At 47.1% G+C, this 6,057-nt stretch carries 8 protein-coding genes, 1 tRNA gene and 1 pseudogene; 7 read left to right on the forward strand and 3 right to left on the reverse strand.

Annotated features, from left to right (window positions below; all coding sequences use genetic code 11):
* Window positions 1-91 precede the first annotated feature (91 nt).
* The gene (locus tag Q4A14_RS08960) at window positions 92-316 is read right to left on the reverse strand and encodes a helix-turn-helix domain-containing protein (RefSeq protein WP_368492364.1); all 225 of its coding nucleotides are present in this window, start codon (window positions 314-316) and stop codon (window positions 92-94) included.
* Between the two features lie 425 nt (window positions 317-741).
* A tRNA-Leu gene (locus Q4A14_RS08530) sits at window positions 742-823 on the reverse strand.
* An 805-nt stretch (window positions 824-1,628) separates the two neighbouring features.
* On the opposite strand from Q4A14_RS08530, the gene Q4A14_RS08535 reads away from it, so the two are divergent.
* From Q4A14_RS08535 to Q4A14_RS08565, 7 genes are all read left to right on the forward strand, one after another.
* Complete coding sequence (locus tag Q4A14_RS08535; protein WP_303171430.1) at window positions 1,629-2,279, forward strand: porin family protein; 651 nt, start codon at window positions 1,629-1,631, stop codon at window positions 2,277-2,279.
* Window positions 2,280-2,445: 166 nt separating this feature from the next.
* Window positions 2,446-3,294 (forward strand): 50S ribosomal protein L11 methyltransferase, encoded by an 849-nt coding sequence (gene prmA / locus Q4A14_RS08540; protein ID WP_303171431.1) that lies wholly within the window; start codon window positions 2,446-2,448, stop codon window positions 3,292-3,294.
* A 36-nt stretch (window positions 3,295-3,330) separates the two neighbouring features.
* Entirely contained in the window at window positions 3,331-3,693 is a 363-nt protein-coding gene (locus tag Q4A14_RS08545) for a hypothetical protein (RefSeq protein ID WP_303171432.1), read from the forward strand.
* Between the two features lie 6 nt (window positions 3,694-3,699).
* Window positions 3,700-4,095, forward strand: a complete 396-nt coding sequence (locus Q4A14_RS08550) for a hypothetical protein (protein ID WP_303171433.1) — start codon at window positions 3,700-3,702, stop codon at window positions 4,093-4,095.
* 12 nt (window positions 4,096-4,107) lie between these two features.
* Window positions 4,108-4,713 (forward strand): hypothetical protein, encoded by a 606-nt coding sequence (locus Q4A14_RS08555; protein WP_303171434.1) that lies wholly within the window; start codon window positions 4,108-4,110, stop codon window positions 4,711-4,713.
* Between the two features lie 22 nt (window positions 4,714-4,735).
* Window positions 4,736-5,311, forward strand: a complete 576-nt coding sequence (locus Q4A14_RS08560; protein ID WP_303171436.1) for a cob(I)yrinic acid a,c-diamide adenosyltransferase — start codon at window positions 4,736-4,738, stop codon at window positions 5,309-5,311.
* A 79-nt stretch (window positions 5,312-5,390) separates the two neighbouring features.
* Window positions 5,391-5,612, forward strand: a complete 222-nt coding sequence (locus Q4A14_RS08565) for a DUF2795 domain-containing protein (RefSeq protein ID WP_025837444.1) — start codon at window positions 5,391-5,393, stop codon at window positions 5,610-5,612.
* A 233-nt stretch (window positions 5,613-5,845) separates the two neighbouring features.
* On the opposite strand, the pseudogene Q4A14_RS08570 reads toward Q4A14_RS08565, so the two are convergent.
* Window positions 5,846-6,057: pseudogene (locus Q4A14_RS08570) on the reverse strand (long-chain fatty acid--CoA ligase); the annotation flags it as partial.

Raw genomic sequence — 6,057 nt, forward strand, 5'->3', positions numbered from 1 at the left:
TATTTTGAGTGCAATACCCGGAGATTTGTTCGGGAGACCATTGCTCCACGGCGATATAGAAATTGACTTTCTTACGTATTTCGGGGGTGAATTATATCTTCCTCTTTCGGAAGCTGCCTGCTTCGAGAGCATGTTTATGGGCCTTTAAGGGACGGTAATCCTGAAGCGTTCCTAAACGACGTATCTCCCGAGAAATCGCACTTTTGTGCACACAAAGAATCTGGGCAATTTCAGTGACAGATTTGCCGAGTCCAATGCAATTAGCAATGGTCTTTCTATTGTCCGGTGTCAGTCGTTTGTACTTTGTTCTTTCCATTTCAACATCAAAGCCATGAACGATTTTTTGACATCCGGCGGGCTAGCCCGCCGGATGTCGTTGTTATAACCATAGTGTTGCGTTAGAAAATGGAAAGTACAAAGACTGATGCTCGACATAATATTGTGGGGAGCGAGCGCAACATCAATCAACTCAAGAGACAAGACCCTCGTCTTTCCGCACTCGTGTAGACGAGCGAGTACAACATCAACCCAAGTAGTCGGCTAAAAACCGATGGTGAACATAATCTCCCATTATGGTATAGCGGACAATATCATCACGTCATACTTGATCAATGGTCAATATATCCTCCCCATTACCCGCAAATAATCAGGCAATTATTGACAGATACCCAAGTGCGAAAGTAAAGACAAGATATCAAAAGAATAAAGGTCTCAAAACTGATGTTTTGAGACCTTTATTTGTGCGGCTGAAGGGACTCGAACCCCCACGGATCACTCCACCAGATCCTAAGTCTGGCGCGGCTACCAATTACGCCACAGCCGCATCACATGTAAAAGAGCTAAGGATTAACTTATCCTTATTTGCTTGCAAAGATAGAGATATTTTTTGAATCTCGCACAATGCAAGAGATTTTTTATGCCCAAAATCACTGAGCCGACACCATAATATATGATCAGCAGAGGACAATTTTACCGATATGATGCGATAGTGCGGTGTCATCCGGCAAATATATAGTATGATGCAATAGTTAGGACTGCATAAGATCTCATACGCTTGATGATGGTAGCCCAATCTTACCGATGTAATGTGATAGTCACCACACGATATTTGTTATTGAGGTCTATTCTTGAATACAATCTTACCAACTGAGATTGCGATAGCAGCACAGTCGATAGTCGCACTGGATCAGCGAAGCTCAATCGTACCGACATGATCGGAAAAAGCATGAGCTTGCCCATCGCCCCAAAAGGGGCTTTTAGAGAGGTCAAAAAAGGTTGTCTAACTTGACGCGTCAAGTTAGACAACTTCATTCATCAAGGTAGGCACGTGAATTTCGAGAGATGTACATCTCTTTTTATATCATGTCATAAGGGTATCTCCGCACACCTGAAAGTCTGCATACCGATCTTGGTCGACACCGATCGGCTCACAGTATTGGGTCGAAAAGACAGATTATGGGAAGAGAGATAGCTCCCAGAGTCGATTTTAACACATGTTGTGGGTTAATTTATGCTTCTCCTGACATTTATACTTACATTTGCCCTGAACAGTTTTTTGTTCCACAATTTTAAACAGAACTGTGTGCCTTGTGCACATAGGGAAAAACCCAATTTAAAACAATAAAGACATGAAAAAGATTTTAACTCTCGTCCTCGGGCTATTCTGCATGACTGCAGTTGCTCAAAATCGTCCCACATTCATCATCCAAGGTGGTTACCAAGGAGCGAATATAAGCGGAGACTCTGACTCTAAACTCAAGAGCGGATTCCGTGCGGGTGTCATGATGGACTATGCTTTCATGACTTCAGACCTCACAGAGTTTTCGATACAGTCGGGTCTCAACTATTCGGAAAAGGGGTTCAGGAAGGAAGCAAGTGTCGGAGGAGCAAAGGGGGCTTATGACCAAACACTCCGCTACATCGACCTGCCAATTCTTCTTAACGGAAGATTCAAGATGTCAGAAAGCATCAACGCATTTGTCAATGCCGGACCTTATCTTGCATACGGTATCTCGACAAATCAAAAAATATCAGGAAAGATCGAAGGATTCATTGAAATCGATCGTAAACCAAAGGGTAATCTCTTCAAAGAGGGTGGCAAGGACAACAAAGCGGTCTACAATCCTTTTGACATGGGGGTACAGATCGGTGCCGGTATTGAGATAAGCCGCTTCATGGTCGGTGTAGGTACACAGTATGGCCTATTGAACATCGAAAAGGAGGGAAAGGGTAGTAGCAAGAATATCAGCTTCTTTGGCAGTGTCGGTTACAGATTCTGATACACCAGCAGATATCCCTCATCACAAAAAGGGTTGCTGCCGATGGCAGTGACCCTTTTCTTTTTAGTCTCTCATAATTTTCAACTACCAAGAGTGGCATTAGAACCCTCTCTATGAAAAATTCTTGTACATTTGCGATAAGCCCAATGGTAGGGCTGTATGATATATGAAGTACTTAGAGTGTTCTTTTACATTTCCCCACGAAGCTGAGGGATCGGAGCATGAGATACGGCACGATGTCTTGTCGTACTACCTCGGAGAAGAGGGATTCGACAGCTTCGAGTCCGAACCCGACGCCCTCCTTGCATACATACCTGTCTCAGCCTTTGATGAGGCGAAGATGCGAGCGATGCTCGAGTCGGCTTACGACGAAGATGATCGTCCGTCCTTCACTGTCAGAGAGATGGAGGACAAAAACTGGAACGAAGAGTGGGAACGCAATTACTTCCGTCCCCTCCGCATCGATGATGTGACGATACGTGCGACATTTCATACGGATCCGGTGGAGACGCCCATGGAGATCATCATAGATCCGAAGATGGCTTTCGGCACCGGGAATCACGCCACGACAGCTTCGATGCTTCGACTCATCAAGGCTGTGGGGCCGCGTGGTCTGTCGGTCATAGACATGGGCTGCGGCAGCGGGATACTCGGTATATACGCGATGAAGTTGGGCGCGGCATCGTGTATTGCGATAGACTTTGACGAGTGGTCGGTACGCAATGCGACAGATAATGCCGAACTGAATAAGATCACACTCGATGTCCGTCATGGTGATGCGAGTGCGCTCGAGGGTTGCCCGGTGGTAGACCTCTTTGTCGCCAATATCAATCGAAACATCATACTCAATGACCTTGAAACCTATCTCCGACACCTCAAGCCTGAGGGGACACTCCTCCTCAGCGGGTTCTACATAGATGATGTCCCCATGATACAGGAAGCTCTCGACAAGCATGGACGCAAGGTGGAGAGAGTATTGGAGGACAACCGATGGGTCGGACTCCTTTGTCGGTAAGCAATAATGTATGACTTCAACCAAAAATCATTCGATATGAAAAAAATCTTAGTGAGTCTCTTTATGACGATCACCTTAGCCGTGTTCGTTTCGGGATGCGGACTTTTTTTGGATAGAGCTCTCAATGACCTCCGGCCGGGGATGACTCGGGCACAGGTAATGGCGAATGGCACCATACGTGAGGGGGTCCATGCCACAGAGTTTGAGATGGATGATATGGGCAACAAGATCGAACGCCTCATCTTCCGGATGCCCGTGTCAGAGAGTGGAAAAACAGTGGGATATGAGTGGGTGACCCTTTGGTTCAAGAACGGGACCCTCGTGGAAAAGCGTCAGGAGTTTGTACCGCTTCCTCCAACATTCCCTGCATTTCCGATCCCTGTCAAAGAATCGAAGTAAGATTGCATGAAAAGGCTCATCAAACAGTACATAGGGGGATTGGTTTGTCTTCTCGCCTTGTCGGGCTGTTTTTCGTCTCGATCGCCCCTTCATGAGAGACAGTTGCATCCGGGGATGACACGAGATGAGGTGCTGTCAGGTGGGTATCTGCGTAAGTTTTACTATGGCAGGGAGTTTGAGATCTTGCCCAATGGTGACTACGAGGAGCGACTCATCTATCGGATCGGGACCGTTTCGCACACAAGGCACATAGGCTACGACTGGCATGTATTGACGTTTATCAATGGGAAGTTGGTAAAGAAGAGTGCCCGATTTATGCCCCTGCACAACTACGCCCCTATAGAAGAAAATCCGATCTTCAAGAGCAAAGAGGAAAAGACGGAAGAGGAAGAAAAAAAATAAAGATACTCAGAGATGAAGCCCTTCGGACCAAAATCTCTTTATGCCAACCGCCGGCTGAGGCGTTGTCATTATGGCGCCGGTCACGGTGTACACTCGACATTTGCCTTCAGACTGATACGGGAGGTGATGGCTTCGCCATATCCTTACTACGCAGATAGGAGCATGCAGGCTCGGTACTCGGCTCTCTCTCCGGAGAAAAGGGAAGAGGCTCTTGACCTCGAAGTGGGGAGACTATGGTTCAGACTCATAGCAAGGATGGCGCCCTCTGTGGTTTACTACTCCCTTACCAAAGCCCTCTCGGATGCTCAATATTACGGACAGACAGCGGACAGCAGGATAGAGCATAGGATATCGGGGAGAGATTTGCACTTGGAGGACACTCACCGACCGATGCTTATCTGTGACCAAGTCGATGAGGCTCTGATATTTGTGGAGCACTGTCCACCCGAAAACGAAGCAGTGGTGCTCATCCTCGGGATACGACAGGGCAAGGCAAGCTACACAGCTTGGAGATCATTCGTTTCGACGGCCAAGAGAGGTATCATCCTCGATGCCTACGATTGTGGTATCTTCATCAATCGGAACAAGCACCTGTCGTTCTATAGGGCAGGTTATTGACACATAATATACTCAACTACTTATGGCAAAGAAAAGCAAACTATACACCAAGACAGGCGACAAGGGGAAAACTTCTCTCGTAGGAGGGCAACGTGTCCCCAAGTCCTGCAACCGCCTGGAGAGCTACGGCACAGTGGACGAACTCAACTCATTTATCGGACTGCTCATGGCTTATCTCCCGGCTGATGATATCAACCAGACGACCCTGAAGTTTGTCCAACACAAACTCTTTACCGTCGGGGCTTACCTCGCTACCGACAACTCCGAGCCCATGGACTTTGAGATACCCAGCGGTATCACCAAAGACACCATCAAACGTATAGAGGGAGAGATAGACAGACTCGACGCTGCCGTACCTCCTCTCGAACTCTTTATCCTCCCCTCCGGAGGCAAAGCGACAAGTGCGGCACACATCTGCAGGGTCGTTGCCCGCCGTGCCGAACGATGTATCTATCGTGTTGTGGATGAGGGAGCAGAGGTCGAAGAAGGGGTACTCAAGTTTGTCAATCGCTTGTCCGACTATTTCTTCATCCTCGCCCGAAATCTCGCAAGGATGGAGAACGGTGAAGAAATAACATGGGATCAAACTTGTCAGTGAGGAAAAAAATCTTACTTTTGCACACTGTTAGTGTGAAAAGCAGAACATATTATTAACCCCATAACCAATTAAACACATTATGTACTGGACATTAGAACTCGCTTCAAAGTTAGACGACGCTCCATGGCCGGCAAGTAAGGATGAGCTGATCGACTACGCTCAACGCTCGGGCGCACCGTTAGAAGTCATCGAAAACCTGCAAGAAATTGAGGATGAAGGCGAAATATATGACTCTATCGAAGATATCTGGCCTGACTATCCAAGCAAAGAAGACTTTTTCTTCAACGAAGAGGAATATTAAGGAGCTGTAAGTTTCATGTAAGCATACACCGACAGAGGGGACAAAGCAACAAGCAGTGTTCCCTCTGTCGTTTTCCGCAAACGAAGAAAGACTAAGGTCGCAATCGGGACACTACCCATCGCGTTTCGCATCGACCTTAGACCTCAAAAGACAACCAAAAACAAGAAGTCCGACAAGGTAGTTGTATACACCTTGTCGGACTTCTTGCGTTATATCGCTGAGAAAGATGGATCTTACTCGTACATCGACTCTATGAGTTGGGCATAATGTGCAGCCACCACTTTGCGCTTGGTTTTAAGGGTATTGGTGAGCATTCCGTTCTCGACGCTGAAAGGCTCCGTGAGGAGGGCAAACCTCTTGACTTTTTCATACGAAGCGAGTGTCTTCTGGCCCTCTTCGAGATAACCCTCTATGAGCGAATACACTTCGGGCATCTTTGCGAGTT

This window comes from Porphyromonas sp. (assembly GCF_030529325.1).
Taxonomy (GTDB): domain Bacteria; phylum Bacteroidota; class Bacteroidia; order Bacteroidales; family Porphyromonadaceae; genus Porphyromonas_A.

What these genes read in the sequence shown, in the direction of transcription:
- Q4A14_RS08960 (WP_368492364.1), bottom strand. Translation starts at nt 316, where the DNA reads ATGGAAAGAACAAAGTACAAACGACTGACACCGGACAATAGAAAGACC.
- Q4A14_RS08535 (WP_303171430.1), top strand. Translation starts at nt 1,629, where the DNA reads ATGAAAAAGATTTTAACTCTCGTCCTCGGGCTATTCTGCATGACTGCA.
- prmA (WP_303171431.1), top strand. Translation starts at nt 2,446, where the DNA reads ATGAAGTACTTAGAGTGTTCTTTTACATTTCCCCACGAAGCTGAGGGA.
- Q4A14_RS08545 (WP_303171432.1), top strand. Translation starts at nt 3,331, where the DNA reads ATGAAAAAAATCTTAGTGAGTCTCTTTATGACGATCACCTTAGCCGTG.
- Q4A14_RS08550 (WP_303171433.1), top strand. Translation starts at nt 3,700, where the DNA reads ATGAAAAGGCTCATCAAACAGTACATAGGGGGATTGGTTTGTCTTCTC.
- Q4A14_RS08555 (WP_303171434.1), top strand. Translation starts at nt 4,108, where the DNA reads ATGAAGCCCTTCGGACCAAAATCTCTTTATGCCAACCGCCGGCTGAGG.
- Q4A14_RS08560 (WP_303171436.1), top strand. Translation starts at nt 4,736, where the DNA reads ATGGCAAAGAAAAGCAAACTATACACCAAGACAGGCGACAAGGGGAAA.
- Q4A14_RS08565 (WP_025837444.1), top strand. Translation starts at nt 5,391, where the DNA reads ATGTACTGGACATTAGAACTCGCTTCAAAGTTAGACGACGCTCCATGG.